Here is a 16,820-nt window from a genome sequence, read left to right as displayed (position 1 = left end):
CATGAGGTTTGTCATGACCATTACCGTCAATACCGAATCCAGCGAAGGTTTTCGTCACAGCATCCAGATCGACGACCATCAACTCTTCGCCGATGTGCCCAAAGCCTCCGGCGGCGAAGGTTCCGCACCAGAGCCCCACGATTACTTCGACGCAGCGCTGGGCGCCTGCAAGGCACTGACCCTCAAGCTCTATGCACAGAAGAAGGAAATCCCGCTGACCGGCGTCACGGTCGAGGTCAAGCGCGACAACAGCCAGGAGCAGAAAGGCAAATACGCCCTGCACGTCAAACTGACCCTCAAAGGCGTACTCACCGACGCCCAGCGTGAAGAGTTGCATCGAGTGGCCGACCGCTGCCCGGTGCACAAGCTGATGACCACCAGCGAAGTGACTATCGAGACTCACCTGTCTGAAGGCGCCTTCAGCCAATAGCGGCAAACACAGGCGGTGCGGGTTATGCTCAGCGGCATCACTCGTACAGCCTGGAATGCACCATGAACAGCCCGCTCGTGATCCGCCCACGCACCGAAGATGTCGAAGGCCAACCGATCCTGCGCCCGCTGCCGTCGGCCCAATGCCGCAGCGTCGGGCCTTTCGTGTTTTTCGATCACATGCTTGAAACCCGCTACCCGGCCGGCAAGGGCATGAACATCCGCCAGCATCCGCACATCGGCCTGTCCACCCTCACCTACCTGTTCGAAGGCGAGCTCCAGCACAAGGACAGCCTGGGCTCTGACCAGATCGTGAAACCGGGCGACGTCAGCTGGATGACCGCAGGCAGTGCGATTGCTCACGTCGAACGTACACCGAAAGCCTTGTGGAATACCGACTTCAAGATGCACGGCCTGCAAATCTGGCTGGCCTCCCCCAAAGAGCACGAACAAGGTCCCGGCCATTACAGCCATCACCCGGCCGCCAGCCTGCCGGTCAGCGATAACCTCGGGGTGAAGATCAGGATGATTGCCGGCAAAGGCTTTTGCCTGGAGTCACCGGTGCCGGTGCTTTCCCCTACGCTGTACGCAGAGCTTGAGCTGAAAACGGCGACGACCTTGCTGATCCCCACCGAGCATGAAGAACGCGCCCTTTACGTGCTGGACGGTGAAGCCCAACTCAATGGCGAGCCGATTGAACCGCACTCCCTGGTGGTGCTGCCTGCCGGGGAAGAAATGGACCTGTTCGCCGAAAGCGATTGCCACGTCATGCTGTTTGGCGGCGCACCCATGGACGGGCCGCGCCGGATCAACTGGAACTTCGTCGCCAGCAATCCCGCGGTGATCGATGAGGCCCGCCGACGCTGGGCGGCCGGTGATTGGCCAACCGTACCGGGCGAGAGTGAGCGGATCGAGTTGCCTACAAAACCAGCCCCACCGACACCTCTGTAACTGATCGTTCCCACATTCAAGAGCGGACGCGGAGCGTCCATTGAGGCATTCCCACGCGGGGCGTGGGAACGATCACTGGGGCGTCAGCCGTTGAACACTTCATCCAGCAAGTTGTGCATCGACACAAAGGCCCGCTTGGCGGTCTTGGCGTCGTACATCATCGTGCCCGGCACATTGGCGTGCGGATCGGTAAAGGAATGCACCGCGCCGCCGTAGCTGAGCAATTGCCAATCCACGCCTGCAGCATTCATTTCAGCTTCGAAGGCCGGCAGTTGCTCTTTCGCCACCAATGGATCGGATGCACCGTGCAACACCAGCACCGAGCCCTTGATGTTTTTCGCATCGGCAGGGTTCGGCGTATCCAGCGTACCGTGGAACGACACGGCAGCCTTGAGCGGCGCGCCGGTACGGGCCAGCTCCAGAGCACAGCAACCGCCGAAGCAGAAACCGAACGCTGCCAGTTTCGAAGTATCGACCGCCGCTTCACCCTGGCTCTGCAAGGCAGCAAATGCCGCCTGCATGCGCTTGCGCAACAACGCACGATCATTCTTCAGCGGCATCATCGCCGCGCCCGCCTCGTCGCCATTCTGTGGGCGAATCGACTGCCCATACAGGTCAGCAATCAACACTACATAACCTTTGGCTGCGACCTCCTGGGCAATCTTCTCGGCCCCGGCGCTGACACCCATCCAGTTCGGCGCCATCAGCAAGCCCGGACGTGGGCCTGTGTGGCCGGCGTCGAACGCCAGACGACCTTCGTAAGACTGCCCCTCAATCTGATAGACCACGGAACGCACAGTAACCTGGCTCATGACTCACTCCCGTAAAGAAACGCCAGAATGAAAAAACCCGCCGAAGCGGGTTTTTCTACAACTCAGTTAAACCGACAGTTCAACCAGCAGCTTGTTCAGACGGCGCACATAGGCGGCCGGGTCTTTCAAGCTGTCGCCGGCAGCCAGGGCTGCCTGATCGAAGAGGATGTGCGACAGGTCGCCAAAACGCTCTTCGCTCTGCTCACCGTCGAGTTTTTCGATCAGCGGGTGAGCCGGGTTGAATTCGAAGATCGGCTTGGAATCCGGAACCTTCTGACCGCTGGCTTCGAGGATCTGACGCATTTGCAGGCCAAGGTCCTGCTCACCGATCGCCAGAATCGCCGGAGAATCGGTCAGACGGTGGGAAACCCGCACTTCGCTGACGGTTTCACCCAGCGCAGTCTTGATCCGCTCAACCAGGCCTTCCTTGCTCTTGGCGACTTCTTCTGCGGCTTTCTTGTCCTCTGCCGAGTCCAGGTTGCCCAGGTCCAGGTCACCGCGCGCCACGTCGACAAAGCTCTTGCCGTCGAAATCGCTGAGGTAGCTCATCAGCCACTCGTCGATACGGTCGGTCAGCAGCAGCACTTCGATGCCTTTCTTGCGGAAGACTTCCAGGTGCGGGCTGTTCTTGACCTGTGCATAAGTTTCACCGGTCAGGTAGTAGATCTTGTCCTGACCTTCCTTGGCGCGAGCCAGGTATTCGGTCAGCGAGACTACTTGCTCGCCCTCTTCACCCTGGGTGGAGGCGAAGCGCAGCAGGCCAGCGATTTTCTCTTTGTTGGCGAAATCTTCAGCCGGGCCTTCTTTCATGACCTGACCGAAGTTTTTCCAGAAGCCCTTGTATTGCTCAGGCTCGTTCTTCGCCAGTTTTTCCAGCATGTCCAGAACGCGCTTGGTCAGCGCCGACTTCATCGAATCGATGATCGGGTCTTTCTGCAGAATTTCCCGCGAGACGTTCAGCGACAGGTCGTTAGAGTCGACCACACCTTTGATGAAACGCAGGTACAGCGGCAGGAACGATTCAGCCTGGTCCATGACGAACACGCGCTGCACGTACAGCTTCAGGCCGCGTGGTGCTTCACGCTGATACAGGTCGAACGGAGCACGGGCCGGCACGTAAAGCAGCGAGTTGTACTCCAGCTTGCCTTCGACCTTGTTGTGGCTCCAGCTCAGCGGGTTCTCGAAATCGTGAGCGATGTGTTTGTAGAACTCCTGGTATTCCTCGTCTTTGACTTCGGTACGCGGACGGGTCCAAAGAGCACTGGCGCGGTTGACGGTTTCCCATTCAACGGCTGGCTTCTCTTCGCCTTCGGCGGCTGCCACTTCTTTCGGCAGCTCGATCGGCAAAGCGATGTGATCGGAGTACTTCTTGATGATGTTGCGCAGACGCCAGCCATCGGCGAACTCGTCTTCAGCGGACTTCAGATGCAGGACGATGCGAGTACCACGGTCTTCCTTGTCGATGGTGGCGACGTCGAATTCGCCTTCACCCTTGGACGACCAGTGCACGCCTTCGCTGGCAGCGAGACCGGCACGGCGGCTGTATACGTCAACTTTATCGGCAACAATGAATGCCGAGTAGAAACCCACGCCGAACTGGCCGATCAGGTGCGAGTCTTTCTTCTGATCGCCGGACAGGTGTTTCATGAAATCGGCAGTGCCGGATTTGGCGATGGTACCCAGGTGGGTCACGACATCGTCACGGCTCATGCCGATACCGTTGTCTTCGAGGGTGACGGTTTTCGCGTCCTTGTCGAAGCTCACGCGGATTTTCAGTTCGGCGCCACCTTCCAGCCACTCAGGCTTGGACAGGGCTTCGAAACGTAATTTGTCGACAGCGTCGGAGGCGTTGGAGATCAGTTCGCGAAGGAAAATTTCCTTGTTGGAATACAGCGAATGGATCATCAGGTGCAGCAGTTGCTTCACCTCGGTCTGGAAGCCCAGGGTTTCCTTTTGAGTTTCCACGCTCATGGTCATCAAACTCCGATTGGATGGCAGTGGCCGCACCCTGAAGGGGTGACGGCGGGATGTCATCAGAGTTGGGGGCTATGCCGAGGATTTCAAGGGCTTGGCGTTTCTTCAATCTTGAAATGCGCACGCGCCGTGGCAATCGGCTCGGTTTGAGTGCTCTGCCACGCGGTTATCGCAACGTTGGCGACCCGCCGCCCCTGACGGCACACCTGGCATTTGGCGTAGGTGTCACGAAACTGCCCGGCACGCAGATAATCGAGGGAGAAGTCGATGATCTTCGGCACACCGGGGGAACCGGTGAAGATCAGCAAATGCAGGGCCGCCGCCAGCTCCATGAACCCGGCAATCACCCCGCCATGAATTGCTGGCAGCAAAGGGTTGCCAATATTGTCCTTGTTCGCCGGCAAACGAAAAAGCAGTTCGTCACCCAATCGCGAGCACTCGACGCCGATCAGCTTGGCGTAGGGAATCATCTGCAGCAGCGAGGCGTAATCGCCACGCTCGTGAGCCTGCTGCAATTGTTCTTTGAAGTTATCAGTCATTTCGTATCACCACTGATGACGCCACCAAAACCTTTGGTGCCTTTGACACCTTTGCCCATGCGCATGAAGGTCCCGACCACATGGGCGATCGGCTTTTGCGGATCATCCTGGTAAGCAAACCCGCGCGTGAAGATCACGTCAGTCGTCACCCGGTAGCACTGGGCAAAACCATGCACCTCTTTATGCGGCTCGGCCGGATGCATGTAGTCGATACGCAGATCCAGGGTCGGGCAAACCTCGAACTCCGGCAAAACACAGAGCGTTGCCATGCCGCACGCGGTGTCCATCAGCGAGGTGATGGCACCGCCATGAATCACCCCGGTTTGCGGATTACCGACGATCTGCGGGCTGTACGGCAACGTGATCGTCAGCCCGTCATTACTTGCGCTGTGCACACGTAACCCGAGCACCTGGCAATGCCTCAGCGCCGATAAAAACCGCGTCGCTCGCTCGAAAACGGGGTTGTCGATCATTCGATAAAGGCTCTTTTTAGTGGTGTTGCATAGCAGCATAGGGACTAAGAAAAAGTTCCCCCAAGATAAATCTTATATATCTGTAGGAAACATGGAACTTAACCCACGGTGGTGCGTTCGAAAGGGCAAGTAGATATTTTCCACCAGGAGAAACACCCCATGCGTAAGACTTTAGCTATTGCCTTGATGTTGACCGCTTCCCTCGGCATCGCTGCCTGCGGTAAAAAACCCGAGGACAAAGCTCAAGAAGCCACCCAAAAAATTGAACAAGCCCAGCAAAAAATTGGTGAAGCTCAGGATAAAGTGAACGACGCAGCGAAAGAAGCCGCTGATGCTGCCAAAGCTCAGGTAGATTCGAGCAAGACAGCTGCTGAACAAGCCGCACCTAAAACCAACTAATCGGTTTTAGAGCAGCAAAAATAAAGCCCGCCAAGTGCGGGCTTTATTGTGTTCGCCGCTAAAGCGTTAGAGCAACACCGTGCGAAAAGTCGGACTTACCATCAGCAGCAACGAACAGACAAAGCCGACAAACCACACCAGACTTCGTTGCCAGGCCAGGTCTGCCCAGTAGCACAACAAGTAGATCACCCGGGCAATCACAAAGATGATTGCCAACCCGTCAATCAGCCACCCCGCCGTTTGCGTGGTGTGCGCCATCAACACCCCGACCGCAAACAACAGGAAGGCCTCGAAACTGTTCTGATGCGCGGCCAGTGCGCGAGCGCCGAAGCCTGTGAGCTGTACTTGTTGCGCGCGCGGCAGGTGATTGTTGTAACCCCCCTGCTCTTTCATGGCCTTGGCCACCGGTATGCGGGCGATGAAAATCAGCAAGGCACTGATAAACACGCACCAGAACGGGATACTCATCAGGCTACCTCTTTGATCGCCTCAGGCAATGGCGCCTCTGTAGGGGTATAGACCATTACGTCGAGCACGTCGGAATGAAACTCCCGGCGATATAACACCAGCACCACACCTGCGCTCATCAACATGAACAGCCACGGGCTGACGAACCAGGCGAGCATGGTCATGCCGAAGTAATAGGAGCGCAGACCGAAGTTGAACTGGTTGGCCGCCATCGAGATCACCCGCGCGGCGCGCGAAGCGAAGGCCTTGCGTTCCTGCTCGGACACGTGGCGCTCACCGATCATGGGCGCCGAGCCGATCAGGATCGCCGCGAAGTTGTATTGGCGCATGCACCAACTGAAGGTGAAGAAGGCGTAGACGAACACCAGCGCCAGGCACAGCAGCTTGATTTCCGACATGCCTTGGGAAGCCTGCTGAACCATCGGAATGTCCGCCAGCAACGACAACGCCCGCTCGGAGGATCCCAGCACCGTGAGAATACCGGCAAGGATGATCAAGGTGCTCGAAGCGAAGAACGAGGCGTTACGCTCCAGGTTGCCCACCACACTGGCGTCAGCGATGCGGTTGTCGCGCAGCAGCATGCGGCGCATCCAGTCTTCGCGGTAAAGGTGCAGCACACTGGCCAGGCACGCGGTATCGCGGCCCTTCCAGATAGCGTAACGGGTGTAACCGCCCCAGCAGATGACAAACCAGAGCGCGGCAAGAATGTGGATCAGATTGGTGTGGATGAACGACATGCGTATCCCTGTTAGGCGTTGACAAGGTTGAAACCTGTAGGAGCAAGGCTTGCCCGCGATGGCGGTGTGTCAGTCGACGACTCCGTCGGATGTTATGTCCTCATCGCGGACAAGCCTTGCTCCTACAGGTAGTGCTTCGACGTTAGCGCAAAGAAAAAGACACCGCCGCTCGCCCATAAAAAATGCCCCGTATCGATTGATACGGGGCATTTCCGTTGTTGCTCAAGGCCTGCTTGTGACGGGCCTTGAAGCGTTAAGCCAAAGCTTCGCTGCGCTTGCCCAGCAAACGGTCGCAGGCAAATGCAACCACCAGGGTAAAGACGCATGGCACCAGCCACGCCAGACCTTGTTCGGCCAGCGGCAAGTGTGCCAATTGAGTCGGCATCCAGTCCGCCAGGCCCGCGCCCTTGAGCGCGTCGATCATGCCGAACAGGAACGACACCAGCATCACCGGGCCAACGATGCGACCTTGCTCCAGCCAGAAATCCTTGCAGAAGCTCAGCGCCACCAAGACGATGCAAGGCGGGTAAATCGCGGTCAGTACCGGGATCGAGAACGCGATCAGCTTGGTCAGGCCCAGGTTGGACACCAGCAGCGAGAACGCTGCCAGGATGATCACCAGTGTCTTGTAGGACAGTGGCAACACACGACTGAAGTATTCGGCGCAAGCACAGGTCAGGCCGACTGCCGTCACCAGGCAGGCCAGGGAGATCAGCACTGCGAGGAAACCGCTGCCGAGGGATCCAAAGGTGTGTTGCACATAAGCGTGCAATACCGCTGCGCCGTTGGTAGCACCGACAGCCACTTCATGGCTGCCCGACCCCAGGCGGAACAGACTCACGTACACCAGCGCCAGACCGACACCGGCAATCAACCCGGCGATGATCGCGTAACGCGTGATCAGGGCTGGAGACTCGACGCCGCGAGAACGAATGGCGTTGACGATCACGATGCCGAACACCAGTGCGCCGAGGGTATCCATGGTCAGGTAACCATTGATGAAACCCTGGGAGAACGGTGCCGCAACGTACTCAGGTGTGGCGGTGCCGATGTCACCCGCCGGCAAGGCGAACGCGGCGATGCCGAGTACGGCCAGTGCGATGATCTTCAGTGGCGCGAGGAAACGGCCCACGGTGTCCAGCAGACGGCCCGGGTACAGCGAGATAAAGAACACCAACAGGAAGTAGACCGAGCTGTAGAGCAGCAGCGCCAGCGGGCTTTCGCCGGTCAGCGGCGCCAGGCCCACTTCGAAGGACACGGTCGCGGTCCGCGGGGTGGCGAACAGCGGGCCCACCGCGAGGTAGCACGCGGCGGCCAGCACACCACCGGCGATTTTGCCGATCGGGCTGCTCAAAGAGTCCATGGCACCACCGACCTTGGCCAGCGCGACAACGGTGATCACCGGCAGACCGACGGCGGTGATCAGAAAGCCGAGCGCCGCCATCCAGACATTAGGCCCGGACTGCAAACCGACGATAGGCGGGAAGATGATGTTGCCAGCCCCGACGAACAGGGCAAACGTCATGAAGCCGAGTGCCAGGATGTCCTGGCCTTTCAACACTTTCATTAAGGAAATACCACACTACTGAATCGGAATTTAGAGAGGGATTTCCCTTATGGGTGAGGGAAATGCTGTCGGTCCGTATAGGACCGACCCGTTTAGCGCGCAGCGTCCTTGTGGGCAGCAAACGCAAAATGGCGGCTAGCGTAACTAATTTGTCTGACAAACGCACTATTACAGGGCGAACTATCCGATGCGCGACATATCCATGTCGTGTTTTTGCATCTAAATCTCCGTTTGCCGTCAGGACGCCATCGCGGGCCTGTCTGGCAACACATACCCCCGGAAACGACAAAGGCCACCCGAAGGTGGCCTTTGTTTGGTGGAGCGTCAGCTAAGCGCGAGGCTTACTTGACAGCCCAGCCAGTCAGCTCGGCCAGGGCCTTGCCGATGTCTGCCAGCGAACGCACGGTTTTAACGCCTGCGTCTTGCAGAGCAGCGAATTTCTCGTCTGCAGTGCCTTTGCCGCCAGAGATGATTGCGCCAGCATGGCCCATGCGCTTGCCCGCAGGAGCAGTCACACCAGCGATGTAGGAAACAACCGGCTTGGTCACGTGTGCCTTGATGTAGGCAGCCGCTTCTTCTTCAGCCGAACCGCCGATCTCACCGATCATCACGATCGCTTCGGTCTTCGGGTCTTCCTGGAACAGTTTCAGGATGTCGATGAAGTTCGAACCCGGGATCGGGTCACCACCGATGCCGACGCAAGTCGACTGACCGAAACCGGCGTCAGTAGTCTGCTTCACAGCTTCGTAGGTCAGGGTGCCGGAACGCGAAACGATACCGACTTTGCCTGGCAAGTGAATGTGACCTGGCATGATACCGATCTTGCATTCGCCTGGAGTGATCACGCCTGGGCAGTTAGGGCCGATCAGGATCACGCCCAGTTCGTCGCACTTGACCTTGGCATCCAGCATGTCCAGGGTAGGAATGCCTTCAGTGATGCAAACGATCAGCTTGATGCCGCCGAATGCTGCTTCCAGGATCGAGTCCTTGCAGAAAGGAGCTGGAACGTAGATCACGCTGGCGGTGGCGCCAGTGGCTGCTACAGCGTCTTTCACAGTGTTGAACACTGGCAGACCCAGGTGCTCGGTGCCGCCTTTGCCTGGAGTTACGCCACCAACCATCTTGGTGCCGTATTCGATGGCTTGCTGGGTGTGGAAACTACCTTGCGAACCGGTAATACCCTGGCAGATAACTTTGGTGTCTTTATTGATCAGGACGCTCATTATTTGCCCTCCGCAGCTTTAACGACTTGTTGAGCAGCGTCGGTCAGGCTGGTAGCAGCGATGATGTTCAAACCGCTTTCTGCCAGTACTTTAGCGCCCAGCTCAGCGTTGTTGCCTTCAAGGCGAACAACAACCGGGATTTTCACGCCGACTTCTTTCACAGCGCCGATGATGCCTTCGGCAATCATGTCGCAGCGAACGATGCCGCCGAAGATGTTGACCAATACTGCAGCGACGTTAGTGTCGGACAGGATGATCTTGAACGCTTCGGTAACGCGTTCTTTGGTAGCACCGCCGCCCACGTCGAGGAAGTTGGCTGGTTTGCCGCCATGCAGGTTGACGATGTCCATGGTACCCATGGCCAGGCCAGCACCGTTGACCATGCAACCGATGTTGCCTTCCAGGGCTACGTAGTTCAGTTCGAACTTGGCAGCGTGCGCTTCGCGCGGATCGTCTTGCGACGGATCGTGGAAAGTCTTCAGCTTAGGCTGACGGTACATGGCGTTGGCGTCGATGTTGATCTTCGCGTCCAGGCAGTGCAGATCGCCGTCAGCCTTGATCACCAGCGGGTTCACTTCCAGCAGAGCCAGGTCGTGATCCTTGAACAGCTTGGCCAGACCTACGAAGATCTTGGCGAACTGAGCAACTTGCTTGCCTTCCAGACCCAGCTGGAATGCCAGCTCGCGACCCTGGAATGGCTGAGCGCCAACCAGTGGATCGATAGTGGCCTTGAGGATTTTCTCAGGGGTGTCGTGAGCGATTTTCTCGATGTCCACGCCACCTTCGGTGGAAGCCATGAACACGATGCGACGGCTCGAACGGTCAACGACAGCGCCCAGGTACAGCTCTTTAGCGATATCAGTGCACGATTCAACCAGGATCTTGGTGACTGGCTGACCATTGGCATCAGTCTGGTAAGTCACCAGACGCTTGCCCAACCACTGTTGAGCGAATGCTTTAGCGTCTTCTTTGCTGCGAACCAGCTTGACGCCGCCCGCTTTACCGCGACCACCGGCGTGAACCTGGGCTTTGACAACCCACTCGCTGCCGCCGATTTTGTCGCAAGCTTCTGCTGCTGCTTCCGGGGTGTCTACCGCGTAACCGGTCGATACTGGCAGGCCGTACTCAGCGAACAGCTGCTTACCCTGATACTCGTGAAGATTCATGCTTATTACCGTCTTCGTTAGGTACTGCGCATTCGGTGCTGCACTCATTCAAGTGCCGCACCACCTGTGACTGCTGCTTGCGTAGCTTTTCCGGATACCCGGTACAGCTACGCAAGGCTGCGTCCAGCGGATATTCCGCGGTGAGTCTTGCAGGCAAGGCTCACGACGGGCCATTCCGCCGTGGTTTCTTATTGTCTTAACGCTTCTTGCGGTTGGCGATGTGGATGGCGCCGCCATTCACTGCCAGAGCTGCTTCGTGCAAGGCTTCGGACAGGGTCGGATGGGAGAAAACCATCATGCCCAGGTCTTCGGCGCTAGTGCCGAATTCCATGCCGATTGCGCCCTGCTGTACCAGTTCTGCTGCGCTCGGGCCGATCACGTGGACGCCCAATACGCGGTCAGTCTTGGCATCGGCGATAACTTTGACGAAACCACCGGTATCGTTGGCTGCCATGGCACGGCCAGAGGCTGCAAACGGGAAAGTGCCGACGTTAACTTCAACGCCTTCAGCTTTCAAGGCCTGCTCGGTTTTACCGACCCATGCAATTTCCGGGTGAGTATAAATAACCGAAGGGATCAGGTCATAGTTCATCTGGGCTTTGTGGCCCTTGATGCGCTCGACAACCATGATGCCCTCTTCCGAGGCCTTGTGTGCCAGCATCATGCCGCGAACCACGTCACCAATGGCGTAAACGCCCGGTACGGTGGTGGCGCAGTGATCGTCAACGTGCACGAAACCGCGCTCGTCGAGGGTCACGCCGCAATCGGCGGACAGCAGATCAGTGGTCACTGGACGGCGACCAACGGCTACGATCAGCTTGTCGAAAGTGATGTTCTGTTCGCCGTTGGCATCGGTGTAGTTCACAACGACTTCGTTGCCGTTCACTTTGGAACCGGTAACGCGAGCCCCCAGCTTGATGTCCAGACCCTGTTTGGTCAGGGTTTTCAGCGCTTCCTTGGAAACAGCAGCGTCAGCCGCCATCAGGAAGGTGTCCAGCGCTTCAAGAACGGTAACTTCTGCGCCCAGACGGGACCAGACCGAACCCAACTCCAGACCAATCACGCCAGCGCCGATTACGCCCAGACGCTTAGGTACGGACTGGAATTCCAGAGCGCCGGTCGAATCGACGATCACGTTCTGGTCAACCGGTGCCGGTGGAATGTCGATCGGACGCGAACCTGGAGCCAGGATCACGTTCTCGGCTTCGATGATTTCGACGCTGCCGTCAGGCTTGGTCAGCTCGACTTTCTTGCCGGCCAGCAGTTTGCCGTGGCCTTGCAGGGAGGTCACGCCATTGGCTTTGAACAGGGTGGCAACGCCAGAGGTCAGGCCTTTGACGATGTTGGCCTTGCGGCCGACCATTGCTGGCACGTCCATGGTCACGCCAGCGTGGTTGATGCCGTGGATCGCGAAGCCGTCTTGAGCTTCGTGAAACTTCCAGGAGCTGTCCAGCAGCGCCTTGGACGGAATGCAGCCGACGTTCAGGCAAGTACCGCCGAGGGCCAGTTTGCCCTCTTTGTCGGTGTATTTCTCGATGCAGGCAGTCGAAAGGCCAAGTTGCGCCGCTTTAATGGCAGCTACGTAGCCGCCAGGGCCCGCACCAATCACTACCACGTCGAATTTCTGAGTCATGTGTCATTCCTTCTCGAATCAAACCGGACGATCCCGTTCAGGGGACCGTCGTGGGACGAAGCTGGTCATTACAGATGGGCCGCTCATCGCTGAGCGGCCCGTGCAACGAAATCAGATATCCAGCAGCAGACGAGCCGGGTCTTCCAGCAGGTTCTTGATGGTAACCAGGAAGGTCACAGCTTCTTTGCCGTCGATCAAACGGTGATCGTAGGACAGAGCCAGGTACATCATCGGACGAATAACAACCTGACCGTTGATCGCCATCGGACGCTGCAGAATGTTGTGCATGCCCAGGATAGCCGCTTGTGGCGGGTTGACGATCGGGGTCGACATCATCGAGCCGAATGTACCACCGTTGGTGATGGTGAACGTGCCACCAGTCATTTCGTCGATGGTCAGCTTGCCGTCGCGAGCCTTCTTGCCGAAGTTGGCAATGCCGCCTTCGATTTCAGCCAGGCTCATCAGTTCGGCGTTACGCAGAACCGGCACCACCAGGCCACGGTCGCTGGACACGGCAACGCCGACGTCAGCATAGCCGTGGTACACGATGTCGCCACCGTCGATGGAAGCGTTGACAGCCGGGAAGCGTTTCAGCGCCTCGGTAGCCGCTTTCACGAAGAACGACATGAAGCCCAGGCGCACGCCATTGTGGGACTTCTCGAACAGGTCCTTGTACTTCGAACGCAGGGCCATGACTTCAGTCATGTCGACTTCGTTGAAAGTAGTCAGCATCGCCATGTTCGACTGGGCTTCAACCAGGCGCTTGGCCACGGTTGCACGCACGCGGGTCATCGGTACGCGCTTCTCGGTGCGGTCGCCAGCGGCGAACACAGGAGCAGCGGCAGCCGGGGCAGCGGCCTTGGCAGGCGCGGCAGCCGGAGCAGCGGCCTTGGCAGCAACGGCTGCAACCACGTCTTCCTTGGTCACACGACCGCCTTTGCCAGTACCGGCAACGGAAGCGATGTTGATGCCGTTTTCTTCAGCCAGCTTGCGAGCAGCCGGTGCAGCAACAGGATCATCTTCGCCAACAACGGACAAAGCAGCAGCCTGTGCAGGTGCAGCAGCGGCAGCCGGAGCGGCGGCAACAGCACCGCCCTCCCCGATGGAGCCCAGGACTTCGTCGGACAGAACGGTGTCGCCTTCGTTCTTGACGATAGCGCCCAGTACGCCATCAGCGGTAGCCAACACTTCCAGTACGACTTTATCGGTTTCGATGTCGACGATCAGTTCGTCGCGCTTGACCGCGTCGCCCGGTTTTTTGTGCCAGGTGGCAACGGTGCCATCGGCAACCGATTCCGGGAAAGTGGGGGCTTTGATCTCGATAGCCATTGTCTGTGGTTCCTTAAATTCGGTTTCAGGTGCGCGAAGGCGTTAAACAGTAAAGGCGTCTTGCAGCAGTTTTTCCTGCTGCTCGGCGTGCATCGATGCATAACCACATGCAGGTGCAGCAGAAGCGTCACGGCCCGCGTACTCGAGTACGAGAGACTTGTTGTGACCGCCAACGATGCGACGCATGTGATGCTGGCTGCAGTACCAGGCACCCTGGTTCATCGGCTCTTCCTGACACCAAACGACGTGTTTGAGGTTGGAATAAGGAGCCAGGACTTCAATCAAGTCGTCCTCAGGGAATGGGTACAGCTGCTCAAGACGCACGATGGCGATGTCGTCACGACCTTCGGCACGGCGTTTTTCCAGCAGGTCGTAGTAGACCTTGCCGCTACACAGCACGAGACGAGTGACCTTTTTCGGATCATGCGCATCGATTTCCGGAATAACGGTCTGGAACGAACCTTCGGCCAGATCTTCCAGGGTCGAGATGGCCAGCTTGTGACGCAACAGCGACTTCGGAGTCAGCACTACCAGTGGTTTGCGCAGAGGACGAATCACCTGGCGACGCAGCAAGTGGTAGATCTGGGCCGGCGTAGTCGGCATGCACACCTGAATGTTGTGCTCGGCGCACAGCTGCAGGTAACGCTCCAGACGAGCCGAAGAGTGCTCCGGACCCTGACCTTCATAACCGTGTGGCAGCAACATGGTCAGACCGCACAGACGGCCCCACTTGTGCTCACCGCTGGTGATGAACTGGTCGATAACCACTTGGGCACCGTTGGCGAAGTCGCCGAACTGGGCTTCCCAGATCACCAGCGCGTCAGGCGTGGTGGTGGAGTAGCCGTATTCGAACGCCAGTACGGCTTCTTCGGACAGGAACGAATCGTACAGGTCGAAACGTGGCTGGCCTTCGTACAGGTGTTGCAACGGGATGTAGGTGCCCGCGTCTTTCTGGTTGTGCAATACCGCATGACGGTGCGAGAACGTACCGCGGCCGATGTCCTGGCCGGTCATGCGAATCGGGTGACCTTCGAACGCCAGGGTCGCGTACGCCATGGTTTCGGCGTAACCCCAGTTGATCGGCAGGCCGCCGGCTTGCATTTTCTGACGGTCTTCGTAGATCTTCGCAACCTGGCGCTGAACCACGAAACCTTCCGGGATTTCCAGCAGTTTGGCGGACAGCTCTTGCAGGGTCTTCAGATCGAACGTGGTGTCGTGACGCGCAGTCCAGGCGTGGCCCAGATACGGACGCCAGTCGACGAACAGCTCTTTGTTCGGCTCCTTGACCAGGCTTTTCACTACGTGCAGACCGTTGTCCAGCGCGTTGCGGTATTCGTCGACTTTCGTCTGAACACGCGCTGCGTCAAGCACACCGCTCTGGGTCAGGCGATCGGCATACAGCTCACGCGTGGTGCGCTGCTTGGTGATCTGCTGATACATCAGAGGCTGGGTGCCGCTTGGCTCGTCCGCTTCGTTGTGGCCGCGACGACGGTAGCAGACCAGGTCGATCACCACGTCACGCTTGAACTGCATGCGGTAGTCGATGGCCAGCTGGGTCACGAACAATACGGCTTCCGGATCATCACCATTCACATGGAGGATCGGCGCCTGGATCATTTTCGCAACGTCGGTGGCGTACTCGGTGGAGCGCGAGTCTTCCGGGTTGCTGATGGTGAAGCCAACCTGGTTGTTGATCACGATGTGAACCGTACCGCCAGTCCGGAAGCCGCGAGTCTGCGACATCTGGAAGGTTTCCATGACCACGCCCTGACCGGCGAATGCCGCGTCACCGTGGATGGAAATCGGCAGGACTTTCTCACCGGTTGGATCGTTGCGACGATCCTGACGGGCACGGACCGAACCCTCGACCACTGGCGAAACGATTTCCAGGTGGGACGGGTTGAAGGCCATGGCCAGGTGGACTTCGCCGCCTGCGGTCATCACGTTGGAGGAGAAGCCCTGGTGGTATTTAACGTCACCGGAGCCCAGCTCGACCTTCTTCTTGCCTTCGAACTCGTCGAACAGCTCGCGCGGGTTCTTGCCGAAGGTGTTGACCAGCACGTTCAGACGGCCACGGTGGGCCATGCCGATAACGATTTCCTTGGTGCCGTAGGAACCGGAGCGCTGGATCAGCTCGTCCAGCATCGGAATCAGGCTTTCGCCGCCTTCCAGGCCGAAACGCTTGGTGCCCGGGTATTTGGTACCCAGGTATTTTTCCAGACCTTCACCTGCGGTGACGCGCTCAAGCAGATGGCTCTTGATGTCGGCCGAATACACCGGACGACCACGCACGCCTTCCAGACGCTGCTGGAACCACTGGCGCTGCTCGGAATCGACGATGTGAGTAAATTCAGCGCCGATGGTGCGGCAATATGTCTGCTGCAACGCTTCGTGAATTTCGCGTAGGCTCGCTTCCTCTTTGCCGATGAACAGGTCGCCGGCACGGAAGGTCGTATCAAGATCGGCATTGGTCAAGCCGTAATGATTGATCGACAGGTCTGCAGGTGCAGGACGCTGCCACAGCCCCAGCGGGTCAAGCTGGGCTGCCTGGTGGCCACGCATACGGTAGGCCTGGATCAGTCGCAGTACTTCAACTTGCTTCTTCTCGTGCTCACTGCTCACGCTGCCGGCGGAAACCGGTTGGGCGCGGCGCTGGTTCTTTGCCAGCAGCACGAAATGATCGCGAATCGTCGAGTGCGATACATCGGTGGCAGCGTTGCCGTCAGCGGGCAACGTCTGAAATTTGGTGCGCCACTCTTCTGGCACAGCGTTAGGGTCGTGCAGGTAGAGCTCATAAAGCTCTTCCACATAGGCAGCGTTACCACCTGAAAGATAGCCGCTGTTCCACATGCGCTGCATCACGCTTTCTTGCATGCTTGGTCACCCTCGGTTAGGGGAACACCATCGGCGAAGACACCGAGCAAGCTTGCAGAAGTCCGAGTGCAGCGACCAAAACAAGCCACTTAGGATCACGCTGATAGTCCGGGTACCAGCCCGGATGCCCCTGCTTGTCTCATTTCTTCAAAATAAGAGCCGCAGCCTTGTGGGCTGCCACTCTGGTTATAGCCAAGACGCGGGTTGAAGCCCGCGCCTTAGCCTCTACGGGTACAGCAGTTCTAC

15 protein-coding genes are annotated in these 16,820 nt (G+C 58.2%); 3 read left to right on the top strand and 12 right to left on the bottom strand.

Annotation, left to right across the window (positions count from 1 at the left end; translation table 11 throughout):
* The first annotated feature begins 13 nt into the window (after positions 1–13).
* Positions 14–430: an OsmC family protein gene (locus AC1RJ3_RS17205; protein WP_054593412.1), complete on the top strand. Its 417-nt coding sequence runs from the start codon at positions 14–16 to the stop codon at positions 428–430.
* Positions 431–492: 62 nt separating this feature from the next.
* Positions 493–1,380, top strand: a complete 888-nt coding sequence (locus tag AC1RJ3_RS17200) for a pirin family protein (protein WP_493079568.1) — start codon at positions 493–495, stop codon at positions 1,378–1,380.
* An 83-nt stretch (positions 1,381–1,463) separates the two neighbouring features.
* Here the strand turns inward: AC1RJ3_RS17200 and AC1RJ3_RS17195 are convergent, their stop codons facing one another.
* From AC1RJ3_RS17195 to AC1RJ3_RS17180, 4 genes are all read right to left on the bottom strand, one after another.
* Positions 1,464–2,192: a dienelactone hydrolase family protein gene (locus AC1RJ3_RS17195; protein WP_054593414.1), complete on the bottom strand. Its 729-nt coding sequence runs from the start codon at positions 2,190–2,192 to the stop codon at positions 1,464–1,466.
* Positions 2,193–2,258: 66 nt separating this feature from the next.
* Positions 2,259–4,163 carry a molecular chaperone HtpG gene (gene htpG, locus AC1RJ3_RS17190; RefSeq protein ID WP_054598153.1) on the bottom strand — a complete coding sequence of 635 codons (1,905 nt, stop codon included), beginning with the start codon at positions 4,161–4,163 and terminating at the stop codon, positions 2,259–2,261.
* Between the two features lie 89 nt (positions 4,164–4,252).
* Complete coding sequence (locus tag AC1RJ3_RS17185; RefSeq protein WP_054593415.1) at positions 4,253–4,705, bottom strand: PaaI family thioesterase; 453 nt, start codon at positions 4,703–4,705, stop codon at positions 4,253–4,255.
* A complete protein-coding gene (locus tag AC1RJ3_RS17180) occupies positions 4,702–5,178 on the bottom strand; it encodes a PaaI family thioesterase (RefSeq protein WP_493079567.1) in 477 nt (158 codons plus the stop codon). The genes AC1RJ3_RS17185 and AC1RJ3_RS17180 overlap by 4 nt, the downstream gene beginning before the upstream one ends.
* Before the next feature lie 159 nt (positions 5,179–5,337).
* On the opposite strand from AC1RJ3_RS17180, the gene AC1RJ3_RS17175 reads away from it, so the two are divergent.
* On the top strand, positions 5,338–5,577 hold the full coding sequence (locus AC1RJ3_RS17175) for a hypothetical protein (protein ID WP_103319052.1): 240 nt from the start codon (positions 5,338–5,340) through the stop codon (positions 5,575–5,577).
* A gap of 66 nt (positions 5,578–5,643) precedes the next feature.
* On the opposite strand, the gene AC1RJ3_RS17170 is transcribed toward AC1RJ3_RS17175, so the two are convergent.
* From AC1RJ3_RS17170 to AC1RJ3_RS17135, 8 genes are all read right to left on the bottom strand, one after another.
* On the bottom strand, positions 5,644–6,045 hold the full coding sequence (locus AC1RJ3_RS17170) for an MAPEG family protein (RefSeq protein WP_493079566.1): 402 nt from the start codon (positions 6,043–6,045) through the stop codon (positions 5,644–5,646).
* Entirely contained in the window at positions 6,045–6,782 is a 738-nt protein-coding gene (locus AC1RJ3_RS17165; RefSeq protein WP_103319047.1) for a DUF599 domain-containing protein, read from the bottom strand. Before AC1RJ3_RS17165 ends, AC1RJ3_RS17170 begins: the two co-directional genes overlap by 1 nt.
* A gap of 253 nt (positions 6,783–7,035) precedes the next feature.
* Positions 7,036–8,349, bottom strand: a complete 1,314-nt coding sequence (brnQ, locus tag AC1RJ3_RS17160) for a branched-chain amino acid transport system II carrier protein (RefSeq protein WP_054593420.1) — start codon at positions 8,347–8,349, stop codon at positions 7,036–7,038.
* 341 nt (positions 8,350–8,690) lie between these two features.
* Positions 8,691–9,572, bottom strand: coding sequence for a succinate--CoA ligase subunit alpha (sucD, locus tag AC1RJ3_RS17155; RefSeq protein WP_019692317.1), 882 nt, complete (start codon positions 9,570–9,572; stop codon positions 8,691–8,693).
* Positions 9,572–10,738 carry an ADP-forming succinate--CoA ligase subunit beta gene (gene sucC / locus AC1RJ3_RS17150; RefSeq protein ID WP_007919879.1) on the bottom strand — a complete coding sequence of 389 codons (1,167 nt, stop codon included), beginning with the start codon at positions 10,736–10,738 and terminating at the stop codon, positions 9,572–9,574. The genes sucD and sucC overlap by 1 nt, the downstream gene beginning before the upstream one ends.
* A 196-nt stretch (positions 10,739–10,934) precedes the next feature.
* Entirely contained in the window at positions 10,935–12,371 is a 1,437-nt protein-coding gene (gene lpdA, locus AC1RJ3_RS17145) for a dihydrolipoyl dehydrogenase (protein WP_054593421.1), read from the bottom strand.
* Between the two features lie 111 nt (positions 12,372–12,482).
* Positions 12,483–13,700 carry a 2-oxoglutarate dehydrogenase complex dihydrolipoyllysine-residue succinyltransferase gene (gene odhB / locus AC1RJ3_RS17140; RefSeq protein WP_054593422.1) on the bottom strand — a complete coding sequence of 406 codons (1,218 nt, stop codon included), beginning with the start codon at positions 13,698–13,700 and terminating at the stop codon, positions 12,483–12,485.
* A gap of 42 nt (positions 13,701–13,742) precedes the next feature.
* Positions 13,743–16,574: a 2-oxoglutarate dehydrogenase E1 component gene (locus AC1RJ3_RS17135; RefSeq protein WP_054593423.1), complete on the bottom strand. Its 2,832-nt coding sequence runs from the start codon at positions 16,572–16,574 to the stop codon at positions 13,743–13,745.
* Positions 16,575–16,820 lie beyond the last annotated feature (246 nt).

This window comes from Pseudomonas sp. GW822-FHT04C11 (assembly GCF_058800905.1).
Note: the sequence above shows the minus strand (reverse complement) of the source record. Positions and strands in the feature narration are given on the sequence as shown.

Bases quoted from the DNA above. Each gene is read 5' to 3' on its own strand.
- AC1RJ3_RS17185 (WP_054593415.1), bottom strand. From the start codon at position 4,705: ATGACTGATAACTTCAAAGAACAATTGCAGCAGGCTCACGAGCGTGGC.
- AC1RJ3_RS17180 (WP_493079567.1), bottom strand. From the start codon at position 5,178: ATGATCGACAACCCCGTTTTCGAGCGAGCGACGCGGTTTTTATCGGCG.
- odhB (WP_054593422.1), bottom strand. From the start codon at position 13,700: ATGGCTATCGAGATCAAAGCCCCCACTTTCCCGGAATCGGTTGCCGAT.
- AC1RJ3_RS17165 (WP_103319047.1), bottom strand. From the start codon at position 6,782: ATGTCGTTCATCCACACCAATCTGATCCACATTCTTGCCGCGCTCTGG.
- sucD (WP_019692317.1), bottom strand. From the start codon at position 9,572: ATGAGCGTCCTGATCAATAAAGACACCAAAGTTATCTGCCAGGGTATT.
- AC1RJ3_RS17195 (WP_054593414.1), bottom strand. From the start codon at position 2,192: ATGAGCCAGGTTACTGTGCGTTCCGTGGTCTATCAGATTGAGGGGCAG.
- brnQ (WP_054593420.1), bottom strand. From the start codon at position 8,349: ATGAAAGTGTTGAAAGGCCAGGACATCCTGGCACTCGGCTTCATGACG.
- AC1RJ3_RS17200 (WP_493079568.1), top strand. From the start codon at position 493: ATGAACAGCCCGCTCGTGATCCGCCCACGCACCGAAGATGTCGAAGGC.
- AC1RJ3_RS17205 (WP_054593412.1), top strand. From the start codon at position 14: ATGACCATTACCGTCAATACCGAATCCAGCGAAGGTTTTCGTCACAGC.
- lpdA (WP_054593421.1), bottom strand. From the start codon at position 12,371: ATGACTCAGAAATTCGACGTGGTAGTGATTGGTGCGGGCCCTGGCGGC.
- AC1RJ3_RS17175 (WP_103319052.1), top strand. From the start codon at position 5,338: ATGCGTAAGACTTTAGCTATTGCCTTGATGTTGACCGCTTCCCTCGGC.
- sucC (WP_007919879.1), bottom strand. From the start codon at position 10,738: ATGAATCTTCACGAGTATCAGGGTAAGCAGCTGTTCGCTGAGTACGGC.
- htpG (WP_054598153.1), bottom strand. From the start codon at position 4,163: ATGAGCGTGGAAACTCAAAAGGAAACCCTGGGCTTCCAGACCGAGGTG.
- AC1RJ3_RS17135 (WP_054593423.1), bottom strand. From the start codon at position 16,574: ATGCAAGAAAGCGTGATGCAGCGCATGTGGAACAGCGGCTATCTTTCA.
- AC1RJ3_RS17170 (WP_493079566.1), bottom strand. From the start codon at position 6,045: ATGAGTATCCCGTTCTGGTGCGTGTTTATCAGTGCCTTGCTGATTTTC.